This window comes from Halorubrum rarum (genome assembly GCF_048380895.1).
Lineage (GTDB): Archaea > Halobacteriota > Halobacteria > Halobacteriales > Haloferacaceae > Halorubrum.
On sequence record NZ_JBLWMN010000010.1, the window covers coordinates 79,756 to 99,793 of the forward strand.

Consider the following 20,038-nt stretch of genomic DNA (forward strand, 5'->3'; position numbering starts at 1 on the left):
ACCATCACGCATGAGTGAAGACAACGACGCGGTCGAACTCGACGACGACGCGGAGACCGAGGCGGTCGACGCGGCGGTCGAGGAGGAGGCCGACACGACCGAGGAACCGACCGCCGACGCGGCCGACGTGGCTGCCGACGCCGAATCCGACGATGCGGCCGCCGAGGCCGACGGGGCCGATGCCGCCGCGGAGGAGGAAGAGGAGACGTCGCCGTTCGACGACGACGTCATGCCCGATGACGACGTCGACCTGCTGATCCCCGTCGAGGACTACCTCTCCGCGGGTGTCCACATCGGGACCCAACAGAAGACGGCGGACATGGAACGCTTCATCCACCGCGTCCGTGACGACGGGCTGTACGTGCTCGACGTGAGCACGACCGACCGACGGATCCGTACGGCTGCGGACTTCCTCGCGAACTACAACCCCGAGCAGATCCTCGTCACGTCCTCGCGGCAGTACGGTCGATTCCCGGCCGAGAAGTTCGCGGACGCCATCGGCGCTCGCGCTCGCACCGGACGCTTCATCCCGGGGACGCTGACGAACCCCGACTACGCCGGCTACATCGAGCCGGACGTCGTCGTGGTGACGGACCCGATCGGCGACGCACAGGCCGTCAAGGAGGCGATCACGGTCGGAATTCCCGTGATCGCGATGTGCGACTCGAACAACCAGCTCTCGAACGTCGATCTGGTCATCCCGACGAACAACAAGGGCCGTCGCGCGCTGTCGGTCGTCTACTGGCTGCTCGCCAACGAGACGCTCGACCGCCGCGGTGCCGACACCGTCTTCGCGCTCGACGACTTCGAGGACGAGCTGTAACTCGGCGATTTCGCGTTCGATTTTCGATCGGCTCACCGGTCACCAGCGACGGCGTCGGTTCCGCTTCTCGGCCGTCTCCCCGCTCGGCGGAAGCGGCGACGTCGTGTCCGGAGACGGCGGCTACACCAGATCGATCGTGATCGGGTAGCTCCACGCCTCGCCGTCGGCGGCTTTCACCGTCGCGATGACGATGAACACGAGATCGAGCAGTCCGAGCACGAGCAGTCCGACGATCCCGACGACGAGAAACACCAGTATCAACGACACGATGGTGTATATCGTCAGCGATATCTGCCAGTTAAGCGCGTTCCGGGCGTTCTCCTTGACGAACTCGTCTTCGGTAACGAGAAGGACGACGAGCGGGCCAAGCACCCACGTGAACAACGCGAGTACGTGTGTGAGCGCCGCCATCGTCGTGTTCCCGGGAGCAGTCGCCGTCTCGCCGGTGGAGGGTGCGTGCGACATATCCCCGTGATCCTTGCTCAGCGGTATAAACGTTCCCGTCGCCGACACGATCGACGGCGGGCAGGCTCGCAGTTGACGGTTACGCGAAACGATCCGGTGGGTTCCCCGGCCCGCCGGATCGAGTAGACGCGAGGGCGTGCGTCCATTCCCCAGTTCCCCAGGGTGATGTCCGCCGTCGGAGACGACGGAACCATCACTACATGTACAGCGTAGCGCGGTGAATATAAACCCCTCGGGAGTAGTAGACGTGGGTGTGAGTCACACGACACCAGCGATCGGAGAGGCCAAGCGCAACGCCTGTATGGTCCCGGCCGGAGAGTACGGGTATGACCGTCTGTGAAGCGCCGGGGAAGGTGTACCTCTTCGGCGAACACGCCGTCGTCTACGGCGAGCCCGCGGTGCCTGCGGCCATCGAGCGCCGCGCTCGCGTCACCGCCGAACCGCGTTCGGACGACCACGTTCGCGTCGAGGCCGAGGACCTCTCGCTCGACGGGTTCACCGTCGAGTACGCGGGTGGAACGGGAGCCCATCCGGACGTCGACGTGCCGACGCCGCTCGTCGAGGCGGCGATGGGCTACGTCGACGCCGCAGTCCGACAGGCGCGTGCCGCCGCGGACGCGCCGGACGCCGGCTTCGACATCACCGTCGAAAGCGAGATCCCGCTCGGCGCAGGGTTGGGTTCGTCCGCCGCCGTCGTCGTCGCGGGGATCGACGCGGCGACGCGGGCGCTCGGTGAGCCGCTCGACCGTCGTGAGTTAGCGGACCGCGCCTATCGTGCGGAGTTCGAGGTCCAGGACGGGCAGGCCTCGCGGGCGGACACGTTCTGCTCGACGATGGGCGGTGCGGTCCGCGTCGAAGGCGACGACTGCGAGCCGATCGACGCACCGAACCTCCCGTTCGTCGTCGGCTTCGACGGGGGAGCGGGTGACACGGGCGAGCTCGTCGCCGGGGTCAGACGGCTGAAAGACGAGTACCGGTTCGCCGCCGACACCGTCCGGTCGATCGGTGACGTCGTCAGGGAGGGCGAGCAGCTCCTCTCGAGCGCCGTTCCGGGCGCGGATCCCCCCCGTCAACTGCTCGATGATCTCGGGGAACTGATGGACTTCAACCACGGCCTGCTCTCCGCGCTCGGCGTCTCAGCGCGGTCGCTCGACACGATGGTGTGGGCCGCCCGGGACGCGGGCGCACACGGTGCGAAGCTCACCGGTGCGGGCGGTGGCGGATGTATCGTCGCGCTCGACGCCTCGACCGAGACCGAGACCGCGCTCTCGTTTACACAGGGGTGCGAGGACGCGTTCCGCGCCGAACTCGCGACCGAAGGGGTCCGAGTGGAGGAAGCGTAATGGCCGGGACGGATGCGAGCGACCGCGGGGACACCGTCGTCGTCAAACTCGGCGGAAGCCTGATCACGGAGAAGGACCGACCGGAGACGCTCGACGGGCCGGCGCTGTCGGCCGCATGCGACGCGATCGCGACCGCGATAGCCGAGGCTGACGTCGGGAAACTTGTCGTCGTCCACGGCGGTGGGAGCTTCGGGCACCACCACGCCAGCGAACACGGACTGTCGACGACATCGGGGACCCACGACGCCGCAGCGGTGATGGACGTACACGGCGCGATGACGACGCTGAACCGGTTCGTGCTCTCCAGGCTGCACGAGCGGGACGTCCCGGCGGTTCCGGTTCACCCCTTCTCGCTGTCAGCACGGCCGGAGGGTTCGGGCGGCACGCTCGATCTTCCGACCGGCTCGACCGAGACGTTGCTCGGTGAAGGGTTCGTCCCGGTTCTCCACGGGGATGGCGTCGCGACCGCGGACGAGGGAGTCACGGTCGTGTCCGGCGACGAGCTCGTCGTCGAGCTCGCTCACGGCCTCGATGCGGACCGGGTCGGCGTCTGTTCGACGGTTCCCGGCGTCCTCGACGCGAACGACGAGGTCATTCCACGGATCGACGCGTTCGAAGCGGTCGCGGACCTGCTGGGTGCGAGCGACGCCACCGACGTCTCCGGCGGGATGGCCGGAAAGGTACGCGAACTGCTGGCGCTGGACGCCCCGGCGTACGTGTTCGGGTCCGACGGCTTGGCTGCGTTCCTTCGAGGGGCGGAGCCGGGAACGCGGATCGACTGATCCGCCGATCGTCACGGCTGGTCGGCCGGTTCGGAGACCGACTCGGTGTCCCGGATGATACAGACGTGCCCGCCGTCGGCGGTGTGCGTCAACGCGAGTCGCTCACGGACTCTCGTCCCGTCGACGTGGCGACCGATCGCCCTGCCGTGCCAGTACCCCTCGGTCGTCAGCGTCGGGAGAATGTCCTCTGAGAACCGCTCGACCTCGTCGTCGGGATACAGTCGCTCCCAGTGGGTACCGACGAGATCGGCGGGATCGAGTCCGTACACGGACGCGTACGCTTCGTTCGCGAACAGGTAGGTTCCGTCGTCGTCGAGGATCCCGATCGGCTCGCTGGCTGCCTCCAGCGCCGCGATCCCGCGTTCGACCTGTCTCGTGAGTCGGTACCGCTCGACCGCGTTGTGAACCCTGTTGGCGAGCACCTCGTACCGGTCGGTTCCGCCGTGCTTCTGGATGTAGTCGGTGACGCCGGCTGAGATCGCACGGCTCGCGATCTCCTCGCTCCCCTTGCCGGTAAAGAGGATGAACGGGAACTCCGTATCGACGTCACGGACGTGTTCGAGGACGTCGATCCCGGTCCCGTCGGGGAGGTCGTGATCGCAGACGACGACGTCGAACGGTTCCGGCTCGAACAGATCACGAGCGCGTTCGACGCTCGGAACGGACGTGTGGTCTATCCCCGGTGCCAGTCGGGAGAGGTACTCTCTCGTGAGATCCACGAACGCGGCGTCGTCCTCGACGTGGAGCAGCCGTATCTCGCCGTCCGGTATCGGATCGTCGAGGGACGTGCCGCCCGTACTCCGATCGACTGTGCCCCCATCGACTGTGTCCCGGCCGACGTCCCGTCGATCGTCGGCGTCACCCATCGGATCGGACTCCGGGGGCGTCTGTCGGTTCGCGGCCGCGACAGTTCATGACGAGCCACACGCATTCGCCTCTCTTAAAACACCGGCAACACGGATCTCTCAATCACCTCGGTCCCAGTGGTTCGGGACGCCACCGGCGTCTCGATCGTTGCAGAGCCGTTCCGTACAGAACTCTTATTCGGCCCACTCGCCTGGGTTCACGCATGGACGAAGACGGCGTACGGGAACTCCTCCGTGACGTACAGGACCCGGACCTCGGAGACGACATCGTGTCGCTGGGACTGGTGAACGACGTCGAACTGGACGGAGAGACTGCACGCGTCTCGCTCGCGCTCGGTGCCCCGTTCGCGCCACACGAGTCGGCGATCGCGGACGACGTACGGGCAGTCCTCTCCGATGCCGGACTCGACGCGGAGCTGTCGGCGGCGATCCCGAGCGACGTCGCGCCGTCCGAACAGGTTCTCCCGGGCGTGAAAAACGTCATCGCGGTCGCCTCCGGGAAGGGCGGCGTTGGGAAGTCGACGATGTCCGTCAACATCGCCGCCGGCCTGTCCGAACTCGGCGCGCGCGTCGGCCTGTTCGACGCCGACGTGTACGGACCCAACGTACCGCGGATGGTTGCCGCGGAAGACCGTCCGCACACCGACGGCGAACGCATTACGCCGCCCGAGCGATACGGGGTGAAGCTGATGAGCATGGACTTCATCACCGGCGAGGACGACCCGGTCATCTGGCGCGGTCCGATGGTTCACAAGATTCTCACGCAGCTCGTCGAGGACGTCGAGTGGGGGGAGCTCGACTATCTCGTGATGGACCTCCCGCCGGGGACCGGCGACACGCAGCTGACGATCCTCCAGACGCTTCCCCTGACGGGAGCCGTCATCGTCACGACGCCCCAGCAGGTCGCGCTCGACGACGCGATAAAGGGGCTGCGGATGTTCGGCAAACACGACACGAACGTCCTCGGGATCGCCGAGAACATGTCCGGTTTCAACTGTCCGGACTGCGGCGGGTTCCACGAGATATTCGGTTCGGGCGGCGGGAAGGCACTCGCGGACGAACAGGAGCTCCCGTATCTCGGTGGCGTCCCCCTCGACCCCAGCGTCCGGACCGGCGGCGACGAGGGGAAGCCGATCGTGTTGGAGGAGGGCGACACCGCGGACGCGTTCAAGCTGATCGTCGAGAACGTCGCGAACAACGCCGGCGTCGTGCGTCGGCGGGACGCGAGCAGCCGTCGTTGAGGTCCGACCGATGACCGACGAACCCGACGACGAACCCGACAGCGGGATCGACGACCCGAACGCGGAGTTCACCGCGGACGAGGAGCGACGGGAGTTGATCCGGGAGATCGCCGACGACGTCCGGACCGACAGCTCCGAGAGCAAACAGCTCTCGGCGGTCCTGTATCGCGTCTCGGACCTGTACGATCCCGAGGAGGTCACGTCGCCGGAGGAGATATACCGCAACGTGCGCCACATCATGCGGATCAACGAACGGGGCGGACTGAACCGGTGAACCGCCTCGGGGTCAAGTGGTTCGAGACGCCTTTGGCGTCTCGTCATCCCGGGAATCGAAAATTCTCGGACGACCCCGAGACACTCGGCCTGCCCCGCCTGTAGAATGTGGGGACTGCCCGGCGTTCGAGTGGGGAACTGTACGGCGATACCTCACGTCTCATACGCTCGGCTCCGTTGAAGTATTATTTTAAATATAACACATCATGAAACAGCCGGTCGATGAGAGCTGCGTATTGGCTACCGAGTATTTTATCGATTCAACTAGGTGTTCCGATCGCGGTGCGAGATACAAGGCGCGTATCTTCCACGGTGATTTTACGGAAAACGTCTGCTCGGAATGGTCACTACTGTTAGTGGAAAATCATCACTGCCTATGATGCTGTGGGAGCATATAGTGAGGAATGAGGTTTAGACCAAATTCATCTGCTGGATGACCCTTGGCGAATTTAACGAGACGGCGGACGTCACCAAGCGATATTGCGCCAGAAATGGTTTGTTCTTGGTATACCAATGTAGGAGATGATCTGGGGATATTCTGTTTCACACGCCGGAAATAGGCAGAAAGGTCTTTTTCAACATCGTCATCATCTAAGATGTCGTCGACCTTCTCCTCATTGATGCCAGATTCCTTTAGTACATCTTCTAATTCATTACGTTGACTAATATCAGCTTTCCCACGCCAAAGCCTGCGAAAAATACAATCGTGGACCGCCTCAAAAACAGACTTAGGATAGTTTTGTTTGATAAAGTACGATATTTTATGAGCCGGTTTAGAATTGACTTTTAAGCAAGTATCTTTGGCTAAAAATACTCCTCGTTGTTCCCTAAGAATGTCAACTCCAACTCTAACTTCTTGGAAGTAGTCTTCTCGTGCTTGATCTTGAGACCAATCAAGATTTCCAGATGATGTCCGGATTGGCTCTCTTAGATCAAAGAAGCGGTACTCTATATCTGGCGGGAAAATAGCTGTGTCTATGTACCTATCAACGATATTTTTCATAATATAACTAAACGGACAACAGTAATCTGTATAGAGAACTAATGTTCGTGCTGGCCGTTTATTTCCCATAGTAGTCCGAATGAGGACCACATTAATTAGTATTGTTCAGCGTACCTTATGTAATGAAGTCACCGCACGAAGATGTGATTAGTACACAATTCAAGCGGTATATAGAAGAAAACGATACTGATAAACTTGATCCAGAAGAGCAGATCTTTATCGGCGAGATGCCAGAGGGGCCAGAAGGTGGAAGTCTGCTATTTAACACAGATACCATATGGGTGCAGGTTCCTCCATATGCTCAATTATTGCCACCTAAGTCATCATTCTCATTTATTCGAGGAGGAAATGTTGGAAATATCCAAGGTAGAATGCCAGTACATGAATTAGAGGTCGATGATTTCAGGCGACTCCCACTGTTCTTATCTGATGCGGTTCTGTCCTCGAACCAGATTCTCGTTCCCGGTGATCACTACCTATATTGGGGATGGACTGGTGCGTTTTTCAGGTATCTCACAGCGAAACATCCGTGGGGCCATCGGATGTTCCACACGGCTGGATCATCGGCAGGGAGGGGAAACATCCCGGTCAAGAGTTCGGTGAGCCGACCCAGCCGGAACGCTCCTTATGTTTGGGGGGAAGAATATCGGCCAGTTCTTCGTGATTTCTTCACACTTTTACATAATATGCTGCTTCCAGTACGAGAAGGAGAGTACTCGATGGAATTAAAAAAGCGGTTTTATCATCTAAATCCCAGCTTTTTGGGCGTTCAAAGAGATTTCGGCCTGAAGTATGCTACCAGCGTTGGATTTTCTGTACTTGAGGGGCTTGTGCGCCGACGTTGTGATGCGTTAAACGATGATGGAACTGTCAAGAAAGGTTACGGGTCACACCAGTTCCCCTCTGGCAACAAACTAAATAATGTTAGATCAGCAACATTGTTTCAGGCCTTAGACCTATGGAAGTCTCAAAATAATACTTTACCTATTGTCAAACAAACCCTCAAAGAAATTGATGACCTGACTCAGACAAAATATAGTTATTCAAAATTAGCCAATAAATTCAGGGGATTAGACGAAAAAGAGCTAAAGAAGTTTGATAGCTTTTTCTGGGCATTATACAAACAACGTAGTTCCAATATTCATGGAGAAGATAGTACAATGGCTATGGGGGCTGTTGTAGTAACTCTTTGTTGCCTTGCGTTGTGGGATGAACTCTCTGAGAATGACATCAACTTTGACCTTGATCAAGATTCTATTACAAAGTCTCGTTGGCCCGATCCAGCAAAATATAGCACTGAAAAAAAGAAGTGCATTGAATGGATCAAGGAATCCCAACAATCTATAGAAACGGGGTACTGGCAAATCCCAACTGATTCATCAGGCCTACCTGTAGATCAAATGACTCCACGGAACTTCTATCCCGTCCAAAGGACATTCTATCAAATTGAGGATGCCGTAGAGTGGTAAATATGTGTTCACGTACCACATGCTGAATCAATAGTCGGGAGCGTAGTAAGCACGGTGTCTATGCTGCCTCCAACCTCTGTATCTTGCACTGCATTCTTGATAGATAGTGAATAATTCTACGAGTTGATCGGTACGTGGGTTCCCTGTGTTGACCGCACCCAGGTCGAATAAGTCACCTTCTGAGGATCTCAGCAGCGTACTCGCTTCACACCTCACTCCTCGATCGCTCCGTCGCCGGCGTACGGCACCGGCGAGCGGATGCGTCATCGTGGAGAGGACGGATGGCGTCTCTTTCGACACTACTCGTCGAATCCGACCAGTTCGACCGCGCTGGGTGCGTCCTCCGGAGAGTCGAAGGTAAATACGACCTCGAACGGGTGGGCGACCGCGACGTCCGCACAGGGCTCCTCAGTCACCCGACCGACGACGACCACCTCCAGTACGTCGTCGATCACCTCCGCCCGCCGGAGCGTGACCTCGAAACAGGAAGGGTGTTGACCGACGATCCGGCCGCAGATCAGGATCCGTGGCGGCGACTCGTCGGTCAGGTCCACGACCTCGTGAACCGTCTCGACGGGCGGTCGTTCCTCGTGGCCGAGCGCGAACGCGTCGTCGTGTGACGGGGAGAACCCCTCTCGAAACGTCACCTCAGCGATCGACTCGGCAGCGACGCCGTCGCGCCACGGCGGCCGAGTACAGCCGGCGAGGGCGCAAATCGAGACAGTCGAGACACTGGGGGCGGCGGCAAGCAGCGTTCGGCGGCGCATGCGTCCGGATCGGCGGTCGAGGCCGGTAGGTTTTGGGGCGGTCGACGCGCGCGAACGTAACGACTATGCCGGGGCCGGGCGAACGCCGCCGTATGGACTGGCCACACGACCCCGATGGCGAGCAGGGGAGCGAGGGCATGCGGCAGTACGGCCACGCCGTCCTCGCGAAGAAGATCAACGAGGAGGAGGACTTCCCGCTTACCGCAGCCGACTACGTCGAGGAGTTCGGCGATCACCCGATCCGGATCGATTTCGAGACAGTCGTTTCCGTCGAGGAGATCTTCGAGCACGTCGAGAAAGCGGAGTTCGACGACTTCATCGAGTTCCACCAGGAGCTCGGCCGCGCGATGCGCGAGGGTGGCTACTGGTTCTACGAGGGTGCAGACCGGTTCGTCGACGGCCCGGCATAGCGTCGACGGCCCGGCATAGCGTCGACCGACCCGCTCCGATCGCGGGACGACACTGATCGACGGCAGCACTATCGTCGAAGCCTGCAGCCCGCCCCGACCTCGCCTCTTTTAAGTCGAGGCAGGGCAACCGATCGAGTATGACCCACGAGCGGATCGTCATCCTGGCGCACGAGAAGTTCCCCGAGCGCGCGAAGACCGCACTCGGCGTGATGCGATACGGCGATCAGTCGGTCGAGGCGGTTCTCGACAGGGACCGACCGGGAGAGCGCGTTCACGACCATGTTCCCGACATCGACGACGCGCCGATCGTCTCCTCGTTTTCGGACGCGTACGAGGCCGCTGACGGGGACGTCGATGCCCTGTACATCGGCATCGCGCCGATCGGCGGCGGGTTCGACGAGTCCTGGCGCGACGACGTTCGGGCGGCGATCGAGTCGGGTTGTGACGTCGTGAGCGGCCTCCACTACTTTTTAAACGACGACGAGGAGCTCTCGCGGCTCGCCGCGGAACACGGGGTCGAGCTGCGTGACGTCCGTGAACCGCACGACGACCTCACCGTCGCGACGGGGTCGTCCGCCGACGTCGACGCACGCGTGGTGTGTACGGTCGGAACCGACTGCTCGGTCGGGAAGATGACGGCGTCGTTGGAGATAGTCGAGACGGCCCGCGAGCGCGGTATCGACGCCGCGTTCGTTCCGACCGGACAGACCGGGATCATGATCGCCGGATGGGGGAACCCGATCGATCGCGTCATCTCCGATTTCACGGCGGGCGCGGTCGAGGAGATGATCCTGGAACTGGGCGACGACCACGACCTGCTCGTCGTCGAGGGGCAGGGCAGCATCATTCACCCCGCGTACTCGGCGGTCACTTGCGGGATCCTCCACGGATCGATGGCCGACGGACTCGTCCTCTGTCACGCCGCCGGCCGCGAGGTCGTTCACGGGTACGAGTCGTTCGATCTCCCGCCCGTTCCGGAGTACGTGGAGCTGTACGAGCGCCTGGCGGCCCCGGTTCACGAGACGGCAGTCGTCGCCGGCGCGTTGAACACGAAAGACGTCGATGACGGCGATGCGGCCGCCGAGGCGGTCGAGGCGTATTCGACCGACGTCGGCGTCCCGTCCGCGGACCCGGTTCGTGACGGAGCCGACCGGATCGTCGACGGGATCGTCGACGAGGTACTGGACGGATGAGTCTCTCGGCGACGTTCGAGCGTGTCTCCGTCGAACTCGCTCACCCGTTTACGATCTCGCGGGGCACCCAGACCGACGCCGAGAACCTGATCGTTCGCGTCACCGACGACGGAGGGATGACGGGCGTCGGCGGGGCGGCACCAACGGCGCATTACGGCGAGACCACCGAGACCGCGGCGGCGGTGCTTCCGGAGCTGCTCTCGGTCGTCGAGGACGTCGGCGATCCACACGCGGTCCACGAGATCGAAGCGCGGATGCGCGAGACGGTTCGTGCTAACCCGGCCGCACGGTGTGCGGTGTCGATCGCGGTCCACGATCTCGCCGCCAAGCGACTCGGCGTCCCGCTGTACCGGATGTGGGGGCTGGACCCGTCGGAGGCTCCGAACACCTCCTATACGATCGGGCTCGACACCACGGATCGCGTCCGTGAGAAGGCCGCGTCCGCGGTCGAGGCGGGATACCCGATCCTGAAGATCAAGCTCGGCACGGACCGCGACCGGGAACTGGTCGATGCGGTACGGGACGCCGCCCCCGACGCAGCGCTCCGGATCGACGCCAACGAGGCGTGGACCCCCAAGGAGACCGTCGAAAACAGCGAGTGGCTCGCCGAGCGCGGCGTGGAGTTCATCGAACAGCCGGTGCCCGCCGAGGACCCGGAAGGCCTTCGGTTCGCGTACGAGCGCTCCGCGCTCCCCATCGCGGCAGACGAGTCCTGTGTCACGCTGTCGGACGTGCCGGCGATCGCGGACCGCTGTGACATCGCGAACCTGAAACTGATGAAGACGGGTGGTCTCCTGGAGGCTCGACGCATGATCTCGACCGCCCGAGCACACGGACTGGAGGTCATGCTCGGCTGTATGATCGAGACGAACGCGTCGATCGCCGCGGGCACACAGCTCGCGCCGCTTCTCGATCACGCGGATCTCGACGGATCGTTACTGCTGGCGGACGACCCCTACGACGGCGTCGACCTCGAAGGAGGAGCGCTCCGACTCGGTGAACAGGAGCGGGCCGGGACCGGTGCGGTCGGAAAGGACAGTTAAAAACGTCGCCACGATTCTTCGGACGCTTCGGCTCTTCGCGTCGAACGTCAATATCCCGAACCTCGCGAGAACCCTCGTGAGAGCGGTCAGTTACGCGGCTCGTCGACGTCGGCCTCCGACTCCTCCAGTTCCACGTCGAGGTCGGCGTCCGCGTCGTCGGTGTCCGCGTCGGGATCGGCGTCGTCGCCCTCCTCGTCGAGGTCTGCTTCGAGGCTGGTCTCCTCGATCTCCGTCTCGATATCGTCGAGTTCGGCGTCGATCTCGGCGTCACTTTCGGCGGGCTCGGACGCGCTCGCTCCGCCGCCCTTGCCGAGTTCACCCTTCAGGGTCTCGAGTTCCGCGTCGACCTCGCTGTTCGTCGAGAGACTCTCCAGTTCGCGATCGATGTCGTCCTTATCCGAGAGCGCGTCCTCGAACGCGCCGGAGTCCTGCAGTTCGTCCATCGCCTCCGCACGCGCTTCCATCTCCTCGGTCCGCTCCTCGGCGCGTTCGATCGAGCGGGAGACGTCCTCCATCTCGTCGCCGACGCCGGTCATCGCCTCGGAGACGCGCGAGGAGGCCTCCGCCGCCTGGTAGCGAGCCTTCATCGTCTCCTTTTTGGTGCGGAACTCCTCGATCCGGCTCTGGAGGTCGTTCTTCTTGTCGACGAGTTGATCCTGGGTGTCGTTCAGATTCGCGATCTGACCCTCCAGCTCCTCGATCTGGCTCATCTTCGATTTCTTCTTCTCGAGGGCCTTTCGCGCGAGGTCGTCTCGGTCCTGTTGGACCGCCTCGCGCGCCTGCCGGTTGTGCTTCTCGATGTTCTCTTCGAGCTTGCGCTTCTGGATCTCCAGCCGTTTCTTCTGGGTCGTGAGGTCCGCGATTCCCTGTTTGACGTCCTGGAGTTCGTCGCGCATCTGTTCATACGAGTAGTCGAGCGTCTCCGTCGGGTCCTCCGCACGGTTGAGGAGGGCGTTCACCTTCGAGCGGATGACGTAGGAGGCGCGAGAGAGGATTCCCATACCCGCCATACACGTTCCACCCGTTAAAACCTCATGTGGTTCCTTTCCGGTCGGACGCCCACCTCTCCGATCGGACGCCCACCTCTCCGATCGGACGCCCACCTCTCCGATCGGACGAACAGCGGAATGATCGACGCGTCCGGGACAATACCATACGGACCCTGATGATTTATCAATAGCCGAGGCCAATACCCGGGGCTTGACCCCGAGGCGGTTCACTCGGGCCGTAGTACACCCTCGCGCATGGCCCGGCGAGGACCACGTCGACCGCGGCGACTATCTCGACGACCGACGCACGACACATCCAACGATGACAACGGAACCACTGAAGATCGGCGTGCTGGGGTATCGATTCATGGGCAAAGCGCACGCGAACGCGCTGGCGCGACTCCCGATGTTCTTCCCGGACGCGCCCGACGTCGAGCGGCACACGCTCGTCGGGCGCGACGAGGCGGCGCTCGCGGCGGCGGCCGACCGATTCGGCTTCGCCCACACCGAGACCGACTGGGGAGCAGCGATCGACGAGGTCGATGTCTTCTACAACCTCGGCCCGAACCACGTCCACGCGGAGCCGTCGATCGCCGCGCTGGAGGCCGGCGTGCCGGTGTTCTGTGAGAAGCCGCTCGCACCCACTCTCGAGGAGGCGTCGGCGATGCACGAGGCCGCGGCGGACGCGGACGTGCCCGCGGGGTGCGCGTTCAACTACCGATTCGTCCCGGCGATCCGCTACGCGCGGAACCTGATCGCCGACGGCGAACTCGGCGAGATCCGACAGATCCGTGGCCGATACCTCCAGGACTGGCTCGTCGACCCCGACGCACCGTGGGCGTGGCGGCTGGATTCGGAGCTCGCAGGATCGGGGACCCTCGGCGATCTCGGCGCGCACACGATCGATCTCGCGAACTTCCTCGTCGGTGACGAGGTCGGCGGTGTCGATCGCGTGTCCGGACACCTTCGGACGTTCGTCGACGAGCGTCCCGTCCTCGACGACGACGGCGACGTCGAGGAGTACCGCGACGTCACCGTCGACGACGCGTACACCGCACAGGTCGCGTACGACTCCGGCGCGATGGGGAGCTTCGAGGCGTCCCGGTTCGCGGCGGGGCATAAAAACGACCACACGATCGAGGTACACGGCTCGAAGGGGAGCCTGACGTTCTCCTTGGAACGACTCAACGAGCTAGAGGTGCTCCGCGAGGACTCCCGGGGGTACGAAACCGTGCTCGTCACCGACGAGTCCGACCCGTACATCGACCACTGGTGGCCGCCGGGACACGTCATCGGCTGGGAGCACACGTTCGTTCACGAGAACTACGAGTTCCTCTCCGCGGTCGCCGAGGGCGACGAGTTCTCGCCGTCGTTCGCGGAGGGATACGAAGTACAGCGCGTCCTCGACGCGATCGAGCGTGCCGACGAACGCGGCGAGTGGGTCGACGTCGAGTAGTCCGAGCGAGAAGCCGCCGCGGAATCGGGTCGGGAATCGTTCAGGCGGGGTATCCGCCGTCGAGGCCGTCCACGTCCCACCCTTCGACCTCTGCTTCGTCCGGGTCGTACTCGCCGAGCGTTTTCGATCGGTCGAACCCGACCGGGTTCCACACGACCTCCATCTCCTCGTTGCCGGTCGCGGCCTCGACGACGATCCGTTCCCCCGGTCGAACGAGCCCGTCGGTGGGCCAGCCGCCGAACTGAACCTCCTCGTTGGGGTCGGTACCGTACACGTGGAGGGCTTCCGCCGGGATCGGCTCTCCTTCGACGTACGTGATGACCATCTCGCCGTCGTGTTGGATCTGGAACTCCGCGTCCGGGGGCGCGACCGCGTCGATGAACCCGAACATCGCCGCCCCGACGACGGCCAACAGAAGGACGACGACACCGACCAGTAGACCGGCCCCTGCTATCGGCGTAAACCCTCTGTCGTCGTCCCGGAACCCGCGCATTCACCAGCAGCTCCGAGTCGGCTCCTCTAAGAGCTTGGCATCCAGGTATCAAAACGGATAACGGAGATCGGTAGGGAGCGATCCGCGAGGGCTGAACCGGAACCCCGTTATTCTCCGGCCACGAACGACCGGGCGTGCCACCGAGTGCCGACGCACGGCAGCGCGGTCGCGGACGAGGACTCCGAGGGATCGCTCGGGCGTGGGTCGAGGTGCTCGTCCGTCCGCGGCGATTCTTCGCGACCGTCGTCACGCCGGGCGATCAAGCACCCGGGTTGACGTTCGCGGTCGTCGTCGCGACCGCCTTCACCGTCGGCTGGATCCTCACCGAGCCGGCCGTCGTTCCCCACATCACGGAGTCGGTGCCGTTGTCCGCGCTCGTCGTCGTCGCCGTCGTCCTCGTGCTCGCGGCCCCCGTCGGGCTGCATCTCACCGCGGCCGTCGCGGTGGTGTCGCTTCTCGTCGCCAGCGTGGAGCGCCGCGACGGCATCCGATTCAGAGAGCGGGGTGGCGTGAGCGAAACCGTCCAGATCGTCGCGTACGCGAGCGCACCGCTTGGGATCGCCGGACCACCGATCCCGGAGCTCCGCGTCGTCTGTGGCGCGTACGCCGCGGCACTCCTCGTCGTTGGGATCCGGATCGTCCACGGGACGACGCCGGTTCGGACGCTGATCGCCGGGGTTCCGCCCGCGCTGTTGGGGTTCGGCGTTGGATATCGCGTGATCGCGGCGGTTCGGTCGGTTTTCGGCTGGTAGTGTCGGCGGCGAACGTCGGGAGCGCTTCGGGCGGCTTTCGACAACAGTTTTAGGCGGGAGATACTCAGTGTACTCAAATGGGCTCGTGTCTCATCTGCGGCGTCTCCGTCGATGGTCGCATCTGCGACTCTCACCAGGAGGACGTCGTGTTCGACTTCCGCGGGAACTCCCCGCAACAGCTCGTATCGAACCGGTTCTATCGCGGAACCGTGGACGGCTACGCCGAGTTCGGCGTGTTCATCGACCTCGCACCCGGGGTAACCGGTCTGTTACACCGCTCGGAGCTCGACCGTCGCCTCGACAGCCTCGACTGGGAGCCCGGCGACGACGTGTTCGTGCAGGTCAAGGGCGTCCGCGACAACGGAAACATCGACCTCGCGTGGTCGATCCGACAGACGGAACGCGAGTTCCGTGGCGTCCTCGTTCAGGACGGCGAGACGGACCGCGATCCGGACGCGTCCGAACGCGACACCGACGATTCGGCCGACCACGATTCGGCCGACCACGATCCGACCACCGGAGATCACGAGGACGACGAATCACCGACTGAAGCGTCGGCAGACGCCGTCGCCGAGGATGCCACCGCCGAGGACGCCACCGCGAGCGACTCGGACGAGGAACAAGCAGCCGAGACGGACACCGACGAGACGGAGCAGGCAGCGGGCGACGAAGCGGCGATCGACGAGGAGACCGAGCGCGACGACGACGGGAGCGCGGAGTCCGAGTCGGACGACCAACGCGAGCGCGTCGGCGTCGAGACGCTCGCGGACTCGGTCGGCGACGAGGTCCGTCTCGAGGGCGAGGTCGTGAGCGTTCGCCAGACCGGCGGTCCGACGATCTTCGAGATCCGCGACGAGACGGGCGTCGTCGACGCCGCGGCGTTCGTCGAGGCCGGGGTTCGAGCGTACCCGGACGTCGAGGTCGGTGACACCGTCCGACTGGACGGCGAAGTCGAGAGCCGGCGCGGAGAGATACAGGTTGAGACCGAAGCCCTCGCCGTACTCGAGGGCGAGGACGCGACGACGGTGAGCCATCGTCTCGCGGAGGCGCTCACGTCGAAGGCCCGTCCCGAGGGGCTCCAGCCGCTCGGTGGCGACGAGGCCGTCGCCGAACTCGGTGAGGGACTGTTGGACGCCGCCGAGGCGGTCCGCCGCGCGGTGCTCGAGTCCCGCCCCATCGTCGTTCGGCATCCCGCCACGGCCGACGGCTACGTCGCCGGGGCGGCCGTCGAACGCGCCGTGCTCCCGCTGATCCGCGATGAGCACGCGAAAAGCGACGCGGAGTACCACTACTTCACGCGCCGCCCGCTTGAGGATCCCGTCTACGGAATGGACGCGGCGACGAACGACGCGACACGGATGTTACAGGACCGGGACCGCCACGACGAGAAGCTCCCGCTCTTCTTACTCGTTGGAACCGGGTCCACGGTCGAGTCCGAGGACGGGCTCGGGCTCCTCTCGGTGTACGGAGCCGATACGGTCGTCGTCGACGCCGCGGTCGCGGACCCGGAGGCCCGCGAATCGGTCGACACGCTCGTCTCTCCCGAACTCGCGTCCGTCGACGAGAACCTCTCGACGACCGCGCTCGTCGCCTCGATGGCGTCGGCGATCAACGACGACGTCCGCGACGAGCTCGTCCACCTCCCGGCCGTGAGCTACTGGGAGAACGCCCCGGATCGCTACGTCGACCTCGCGCGCGACGCCGGCTACGACGTCGAGCGCGTCGCGGAGCTCCGCGAAGCGATAGCGCTCGAGGCGTACTACCAGTCGTACCAGGACAAACGCGAACTGATCGCCGACCTCCTGTTCGAGGACGGCGGTGACCTCGTGGCACACGTCTCCGAGCAGTTCCGCGAGAAGCTCGAAACGGAGATCGACACCGCAACCGAGAACGTCGTCACCGAGGCGGTCGGCGGCGTCGAGTTCGCGGTGCTCGACACGGACAAGTACACCCACCGCTTCGATTTCCCGCCGACATCGCTCCTGCTCGACGATCTCCATCGACGACACGAGAACGGGGACGCGTTCGCGACGATCGGCATCGGAACCGACGAGCTGTACGTCCGGACCAGCACGGACGTCTCGATCCGCGACGTCGCCGCACGGGCCGCAGAGACCGCGCCAGCAGCCGACATCGACACTGCCGGTCTCCGTGAGGGAAAGATCGAGTTCCTCTCGGGCGAGCGGGACGCCGTCGAGGACGCGGTCGTCGCTGCCGTCGCCGAGCAGTTTTAATCGGAAACGACGGCTGCTACCCCGACCGAGAGCACGAGAACGGTCCGGGCGGCAGCATGAGTTCGGCGAGCTCCGGGCGGTGTTTGACGTTGAACACGACTCGTAGCTCGTCGGTGACGGGATAGCCGTTACACGAGAGCCGGAACCCGCGATCGGACAGTTCTTCGGGGAGTACGTGGTTGGCCGGCTGCGAGAGTTCACCGTCAACGAGATACACGGCACAGTTCGCACAGGCACCGCCACGACAGGAGAACGGCCACGTGAACCCGCGAGCCTCCGCGGCCTCCAGCAGGCTCTCGGAGGGATCGACGAGCAGCCGGCCGTGATCCTCGGGATCGAGATCGGCGGCGGACGCCTTCGCGAACAGGTCGTCGTCGTCGAGGCTCCAGCCGTGGTCGGCGAGAACGGCGTAATCGAGGAACTCCACGCGGGCGGGACGCACCGCGGCAGCACCCTCGTCGCGGCCGAGATCGATATCGGCTGCACCGTCGTCGTCGTGCGGATCCGCGTCCCCGTTCCGATCGCGCTCGGAGAGCTCCGCGTACGCGCGCCGGATGAGTTGGAACTCCTCGACGGTACCGCCTTGATCGGGATGTGCCTCCTTGATACGCTCGCGGTAGGCTCGCTCGATGGTCGCCTCGTCCGCGTCGATATCGACGTCCAGCACCTCGAACGGGGAGACCATCCGGTACCCGAACGTAGTGGGTTGAGACGTATAAACGTCTCACACCGCACCGATCTCTGCCGTCGCGTCGGCGACGGTTTATAAACATCGACCCTTTAAGAGCCACGGAGCCCACTCGTCGAGCAATGGGAAACGCCGATCTACGGGAGCTCGCGACGATACGCGAGATACCCTTCGAGGAGCTGGAGGGGAGCGTCGTCGCCGTCGACGCCCACAACTGGCTGTACCGGTACCTCACGACGACGGTGAAATGGACCGCAGAGGGGGCATACACGACGGCCGACGGGGTCGAGGTCGCGAACCTGCTCGGGATCGTCCAGGGACTTCCGAAGTTCTTCGAGCACGACATCGTTCCCGTGATGGTGTTCGACGGCGCGGTCACCGACCTGAAAGCCGACGAGGTCGCCGATCGACGCGCGAAACGCGAGCGGGCAGCGGAACGGCAGGCCGCCGCAGCCGAGCGCGGGGACGCCGTCGAAGCCGCCCGGCTCGAAGCGCGAACCCAGCGTCTCACGGACACCATCCAGGAGACGACTCGGGAACTGCTTCGACTGCTCGACGTGCCCGTCGTCGAGGCTCCCGCGGAGGGTGAAGCGCAGTGTGCTCACATGGCGGCGTCGGGATCGGTCGACTACGCCGGTAGCGAGGACTACGATACGCTGCTTTTCGGTGCGCCGTACACGCTCCGCGGGCTGACGAGCAAGGGGAACCCCGAGGTGATGGATCTCGAAGCGACGCTCGCGGATCTCGGCCTCGACCGACAGGGGCTCGTCGACGTCGCGCTGCTGTGTGGGACCGACTTCAACGAGGGGATCCACGGCGTGGGGCCGAAGACGGCCCTCACGGAGATACGGGAGCACGGCGATCTGTGGGGTGTGCTCGAGGCTCGCAACACCAAGATTCCGAACGCCGAGGCGATCCGGCAGCTGTTCTTCGATCCACCAGTCACCGACGACGTGACGTTCGACACGGAGATCGAACCGAACGTGGCCGCCGCCCGCGCGTACGTCGTCGACGAGTGGGGGGTCGACGCCGATGAGGTCGCACGAGGGTTCGAGCGGATCGAGGAGGCGCAGGTCCAGACAGGGCTCGATCGGTGGACGTGACCGGACTCGACCGGTGGACGTGACCGGACTCGATCGGTGGGCGTGACCGGACTCGATCGAGAGACGTGACCGGACTCGATCGGGAGACGACTGCTTCGATGGCTGGTCACCCACGAGTCCGCCGGGAACACACCTTTTATTTCCTCGTCGTTGGAACTTACGTGTAGCCGTGTCGTGGACCCTATCCCGTCGGGACGACCCGTTCCCCCGATCGATGAGCGGGAACGCGACACAGCACCGCCTATACCTATGAGCTTCGATGTGCCCGACGACCGGCGATACCAGGAATCGCACGAGTGGACGACTATCGGTGACGACGCCGTTCGGATCGGTGTCTCGGATTTCGCACAGGACGAACTGGGCGACATCGTGTTCGTCGAACTCCCGGAGGTCGGCGACGAGATCGTCGCCGGCGAGGAGTTCGGAGTCGTCGAGTCGATCAAAGCGGTATCGGACCTGTATGCACCCGTCTCCGGCGAGGTCGTCGCCGTCAACGAGGAACTGTTCGACCGGCCGGAACTCGTCAACGACGATCCGTACGGCGACGGCTGGATGATCGAGATCGAACCGTCGGATCGCGACGAGTTCGACGACGCCCTCGACGCCGACGCCTACGAAGCACAGATCGCGTGAGTACGACACACG

The 20,038-nt window shown here is 63.6% G+C and carries 21 protein-coding genes; 14 read left to right on the top strand and 7 right to left on the bottom strand.

What is annotated here, in order from left to right; genetic code table 11:
* Positions 1–10 precede the first annotated feature (10 nt).
* On the top strand, positions 11–823 hold the full coding sequence (rpsB, locus tag ACNSN7_RS09705; RefSeq protein WP_418282075.1) for a 30S ribosomal protein S2: 813 nt from the start codon (positions 11–13) through the stop codon (positions 821–823).
* Positions 824–943: 120 nt separating this feature from the next.
* Here the strand turns inward: rpsB and ACNSN7_RS09710 are convergent, their stop codons facing one another.
* Positions 944–1,288 carry a DUF4870 domain-containing protein gene (locus ACNSN7_RS09710; protein ID WP_418282076.1) on the bottom strand — a complete coding sequence of 115 codons (345 nt, stop codon included), beginning with the start codon at positions 1,286–1,288 and terminating at the stop codon, positions 944–946.
* Positions 1,289–1,614: 326 nt separating this feature from the next.
* Between ACNSN7_RS09710 and mvk the strand changes: the two genes are divergently transcribed.
* Both mvk and ACNSN7_RS09720 read left to right on the top strand, forming a co-directional pair.
* Positions 1,615–2,631 (top strand): mevalonate kinase, encoded by a 1,017-nt coding sequence (gene mvk / locus ACNSN7_RS09715; protein ID WP_418282077.1) that lies wholly within the window; start codon positions 1,615–1,617, stop codon positions 2,629–2,631.
* Entirely contained in the window at positions 2,631–3,413 is a 783-nt protein-coding gene (locus ACNSN7_RS09720; RefSeq protein WP_418282078.1) for an isopentenyl phosphate kinase, read from the top strand. The genes mvk and ACNSN7_RS09720 overlap by 1 nt, the downstream gene beginning before the upstream one ends.
* An 11-nt stretch (positions 3,414–3,424) precedes the next feature.
* Here ACNSN7_RS09720 and ACNSN7_RS09725 read toward each other — a convergent pair whose 3' ends face one another.
* On the bottom strand, positions 3,425–4,279 hold the full coding sequence (locus tag ACNSN7_RS09725) for a response regulator (protein ID WP_418282079.1): 855 nt from the start codon (positions 4,277–4,279) through the stop codon (positions 3,425–3,427).
* A gap of 203 nt (positions 4,280–4,482) precedes the next feature.
* Between ACNSN7_RS09725 and ACNSN7_RS09730 the strand changes: the two genes are divergently transcribed.
* Both ACNSN7_RS09730 and ACNSN7_RS09735 read left to right on the top strand, forming a co-directional pair.
* Positions 4,483–5,520, top strand: a complete 1,038-nt coding sequence (locus tag ACNSN7_RS09730) for an Mrp/NBP35 family ATP-binding protein (protein WP_418282080.1) — start codon at positions 4,483–4,485, stop codon at positions 5,518–5,520.
* A gap of 10 nt (positions 5,521–5,530) precedes the next feature.
* Positions 5,531–5,794 carry a DUF7976 family protein gene (locus ACNSN7_RS09735; RefSeq protein WP_418282081.1) on the top strand — a complete coding sequence of 88 codons (264 nt, stop codon included), beginning with the start codon at positions 5,531–5,533 and terminating at the stop codon, positions 5,792–5,794.
* Between the two features lie 366 nt (positions 5,795–6,160).
* Here ACNSN7_RS09735 and ACNSN7_RS09740 read toward each other — a convergent pair whose 3' ends face one another.
* Positions 6,161–6,865 (bottom strand): DsbA family oxidoreductase, encoded by a 705-nt coding sequence (locus ACNSN7_RS09740; protein WP_418282082.1) that lies wholly within the window; start codon positions 6,863–6,865, stop codon positions 6,161–6,163.
* Positions 6,866–6,918: 53 nt separating this feature from the next.
* Between ACNSN7_RS09740 and ACNSN7_RS09745 the strand changes: the two genes are divergently transcribed.
* On the top strand, positions 6,919–8,265 hold the full coding sequence (locus tag ACNSN7_RS09745; protein ID WP_418282083.1) for a hypothetical protein: 1,347 nt from the start codon (positions 6,919–6,921) through the stop codon (positions 8,263–8,265).
* A 299-nt stretch (positions 8,266–8,564) separates the two neighbouring features.
* Here the strand turns inward: ACNSN7_RS09745 and ACNSN7_RS09750 are convergent, their stop codons facing one another.
* Positions 8,565–9,032, bottom strand: coding sequence for a hypothetical protein (locus ACNSN7_RS09750; protein ID WP_418282084.1), 468 nt, complete (start codon positions 9,030–9,032; stop codon positions 8,565–8,567).
* Positions 9,033–9,124: 92 nt separating this feature from the next.
* On the opposite strand from ACNSN7_RS09750, the gene ACNSN7_RS09755 reads away from it, so the two are divergent.
* From ACNSN7_RS09755 to ACNSN7_RS09765, 3 genes are all read left to right on the top strand, one after another.
* Entirely contained in the window at positions 9,125–9,442 is a 318-nt protein-coding gene (locus ACNSN7_RS09755) for a DUF5785 family protein (protein ID WP_418282085.1), read from the top strand.
* A gap of 137 nt (positions 9,443–9,579) precedes the next feature.
* Entirely contained in the window at positions 9,580–10,635 is a 1,056-nt protein-coding gene (locus ACNSN7_RS09760) for an N-acetyltransferase DgcN family protein (protein ID WP_418282086.1), read from the top strand.
* Positions 10,632–11,678, top strand: a complete 1,047-nt coding sequence (locus ACNSN7_RS09765) for a dipeptide epimerase (protein ID WP_418282087.1) — start codon at positions 10,632–10,634, stop codon at positions 11,676–11,678. The genes ACNSN7_RS09760 and ACNSN7_RS09765 overlap by 4 nt, the downstream gene beginning before the upstream one ends.
* Before the next feature lie 86 nt (positions 11,679–11,764).
* On the opposite strand, the gene ACNSN7_RS09770 is transcribed toward ACNSN7_RS09765, so the two are convergent.
* On the bottom strand, positions 11,765–12,679 hold the full coding sequence (locus tag ACNSN7_RS09770) for a PspA/IM30 family protein (protein ID WP_418282088.1): 915 nt from the start codon (positions 12,677–12,679) through the stop codon (positions 11,765–11,767).
* Positions 12,680–12,989: 310 nt separating this feature from the next.
* Here ACNSN7_RS09770 and ACNSN7_RS09775 point away from each other — a divergent pair, with 310 nt between their 5' ends.
* Entirely contained in the window at positions 12,990–14,123 is a 1,134-nt protein-coding gene (locus ACNSN7_RS09775) for a Gfo/Idh/MocA family protein (protein ID WP_418282089.1), read from the top strand.
* Between the two features lie 40 nt (positions 14,124–14,163).
* Here ACNSN7_RS09775 and ACNSN7_RS09780 read toward each other — a convergent pair whose 3' ends face one another.
* The gene (locus ACNSN7_RS09780; protein WP_418282090.1) at positions 14,164–14,616 is read right to left on the bottom strand and encodes a type IV pilin domain-containing protein; all 453 of its coding nucleotides are present in this window, start codon (positions 14,614–14,616) and stop codon (positions 14,164–14,166) included.
* A gap of 134 nt (positions 14,617–14,750) precedes the next feature.
* Here ACNSN7_RS09780 and ACNSN7_RS09785 point away from each other — a divergent pair, with 134 nt between their 5' ends.
* Together ACNSN7_RS09785 and ACNSN7_RS09790 are read left to right on the top strand one after the other, a co-directional pair.
* Complete coding sequence (locus ACNSN7_RS09785) at positions 14,751–15,368, top strand: YIP1 family protein (RefSeq protein ID WP_418282091.1); 618 nt, start codon at positions 14,751–14,753, stop codon at positions 15,366–15,368.
* Positions 15,369–15,445: 77 nt separating this feature from the next.
* Positions 15,446–17,602, top strand: coding sequence for a DHH family phosphoesterase (locus ACNSN7_RS09790; protein ID WP_418282092.1), 2,157 nt, complete (start codon positions 15,446–15,448; stop codon positions 17,600–17,602).
* Positions 17,603–17,618: 16 nt separating this feature from the next.
* Here the strand turns inward: ACNSN7_RS09790 and fer are convergent, their stop codons facing one another.
* Positions 17,619–18,287 carry a ferredoxin Fer gene (gene fer, locus ACNSN7_RS09795; RefSeq protein WP_418282093.1) on the bottom strand — a complete coding sequence of 223 codons (669 nt, stop codon included), beginning with the start codon at positions 18,285–18,287 and terminating at the stop codon, positions 17,619–17,621.
* Between the two features lie 125 nt (positions 18,288–18,412).
* Between fer and fen the strand changes: the two genes are divergently transcribed.
* Both fen and gcvH read left to right on the top strand, forming a co-directional pair.
* Positions 18,413–19,393, top strand: coding sequence for a flap endonuclease-1 (gene fen / locus ACNSN7_RS09800; protein WP_418282094.1), 981 nt, complete (start codon positions 18,413–18,415; stop codon positions 19,391–19,393).
* A 249-nt stretch (positions 19,394–19,642) separates the two neighbouring features.
* Positions 19,643–20,026 carry a glycine cleavage system protein GcvH gene (gene gcvH, locus ACNSN7_RS09805; protein ID WP_418282095.1) on the top strand — a complete coding sequence of 128 codons (384 nt, stop codon included), beginning with the start codon at positions 19,643–19,645 and terminating at the stop codon, positions 20,024–20,026.
* Positions 20,027–20,038: the final 12 nt, after the last annotated feature.

Excerpts from the sequence above, each read along its gene's own strand:
- rpsB (WP_418282075.1), top strand. The coding sequence starts at position 11 with ATGAGTGAAGACAACGACGCGGTCGAACTCGACGACGACGCGGAGACC.
- ACNSN7_RS09710 (WP_418282076.1), bottom strand. The coding sequence starts at position 1,288 with ATGTCGCACGCACCCTCCACCGGCGAGACGGCGACTGCTCCCGGGAAC.
- mvk (WP_418282077.1), top strand. The coding sequence starts at position 1,615 with ATGACCGTCTGTGAAGCGCCGGGGAAGGTGTACCTCTTCGGCGAACAC.
- ACNSN7_RS09720 (WP_418282078.1), top strand. The coding sequence starts at position 2,631 with ATGGCCGGGACGGATGCGAGCGACCGCGGGGACACCGTCGTCGTCAAA.
- ACNSN7_RS09725 (WP_418282079.1), bottom strand. The coding sequence starts at position 4,279 with ATGGGTGACGCCGACGATCGACGGGACGTCGGCCGGGACACAGTCGAT.
- ACNSN7_RS09730 (WP_418282080.1), top strand. The coding sequence starts at position 4,483 with ATGGACGAAGACGGCGTACGGGAACTCCTCCGTGACGTACAGGACCCG.
- ACNSN7_RS09735 (WP_418282081.1), top strand. The coding sequence starts at position 5,531 with ATGACCGACGAACCCGACGACGAACCCGACAGCGGGATCGACGACCCG.
- ACNSN7_RS09740 (WP_418282082.1), bottom strand. The coding sequence starts at position 6,865 with ATGGGAAATAAACGGCCAGCACGAACATTAGTTCTCTATACAGATTAC.
- ACNSN7_RS09745 (WP_418282083.1), top strand. The coding sequence starts at position 6,919 with ATGAAGTCACCGCACGAAGATGTGATTAGTACACAATTCAAGCGGTAT.
- ACNSN7_RS09750 (WP_418282084.1), bottom strand. The coding sequence starts at position 9,032 with ATGCGCCGCCGAACGCTGCTTGCCGCCGCCCCCAGTGTCTCGACTGTC.
- ACNSN7_RS09755 (WP_418282085.1), top strand. The coding sequence starts at position 9,125 with ATGGACTGGCCACACGACCCCGATGGCGAGCAGGGGAGCGAGGGCATG.
- ACNSN7_RS09760 (WP_418282086.1), top strand. The coding sequence starts at position 9,580 with ATGACCCACGAGCGGATCGTCATCCTGGCGCACGAGAAGTTCCCCGAG.
- ACNSN7_RS09765 (WP_418282087.1), top strand. The coding sequence starts at position 10,632 with ATGAGTCTCTCGGCGACGTTCGAGCGTGTCTCCGTCGAACTCGCTCAC.
- ACNSN7_RS09770 (WP_418282088.1), bottom strand. The coding sequence starts at position 12,679 with ATGGGAATCCTCTCTCGCGCCTCCTACGTCATCCGCTCGAAGGTGAAC.
- ACNSN7_RS09775 (WP_418282089.1), top strand. The coding sequence starts at position 12,990 with ATGACAACGGAACCACTGAAGATCGGCGTGCTGGGGTATCGATTCATG.
- ACNSN7_RS09780 (WP_418282090.1), bottom strand. The coding sequence starts at position 14,616 with ATGCGCGGGTTCCGGGACGACGACAGAGGGTTTACGCCGATAGCAGGG.
- ACNSN7_RS09790 (WP_418282092.1), top strand. The coding sequence starts at position 15,446 with ATGGGCTCGTGTCTCATCTGCGGCGTCTCCGTCGATGGTCGCATCTGC.
- fer (WP_418282093.1), bottom strand. The coding sequence starts at position 18,287 with ATGGTCTCCCCGTTCGAGGTGCTGGACGTCGATATCGACGCGGACGAG.
- fen (WP_418282094.1), top strand. The coding sequence starts at position 18,413 with ATGGGAAACGCCGATCTACGGGAGCTCGCGACGATACGCGAGATACCC.
- gcvH (WP_418282095.1), top strand. The coding sequence starts at position 19,643 with ATGAGCTTCGATGTGCCCGACGACCGGCGATACCAGGAATCGCACGAG.